Source organism: Streptomyces sp. 4F14 (genome assembly GCF_048159485.1).
In the GTDB taxonomy this organism is placed as follows: domain Bacteria; phylum Actinomycetota; class Actinomycetes; order Streptomycetales; family Streptomycetaceae; genus Streptomyces.
This window is the reverse complement of the sequence record NZ_JBLRVY010000134.1, coordinates 1-448: the sequence shown is the minus strand read 5'-3', so window position 1 is coordinate 448 and position 448 is coordinate 1. Positions and strand designations below refer to the sequence as shown.

1 pseudogene is annotated in these 448 nt (G+C 73.4%); it reads right to left on the bottom strand.

Annotated elements, in window-relative coordinates:
* Positions 1 to 387, bottom strand: a pseudogene (locus ACLZOT_RS49990) (hydroxyacid dehydrogenase); the annotation flags it as partial.
* Between the last annotated feature and the right edge of the window lie 61 nt (positions 388 to 448).

The following is a 448-nucleotide window of genomic DNA, read 5'->3' as shown; positions in this document are numbered from 1 at the left end:
CACCGCGATGTGCGAGGCGGTGAGGGAGCGCGCCGCCGACAGGAGCAGGCCGAAGCTGTACTCGGCCACCGCACGGGAGTTGCTGCCCGGTGCGCACACCACCGGTATGCCGCGCGCGTGGGCCGCGGCGACGTCGATGGTGTCCACGCCGACGCCGTGCTTGGCGATCACCTTGAGACGGGGCGCGGCGTCCATTACCTCGGCGGTGATGGTGTCCATGCCGACGACCAGGGCGTCCGCTCCGGTGGCGTGGGTGAGGAGTTCGACGGCGGGCAGGGCCGTGTCGGCGCGGGGGCGGAACGGTCCCGCCCCGGCCTCGTCCAGGATCTGCCAGGGGCGCGCCGAATGCCGCGCGAAGGTGGGCGTCGTGATGAGCGTGGCCGGCATCAGCGCGCTCCGCCGCGTGCCGCTTCCAGGTGGGACGCGGCGATCTGCTGGAGGTGGACGA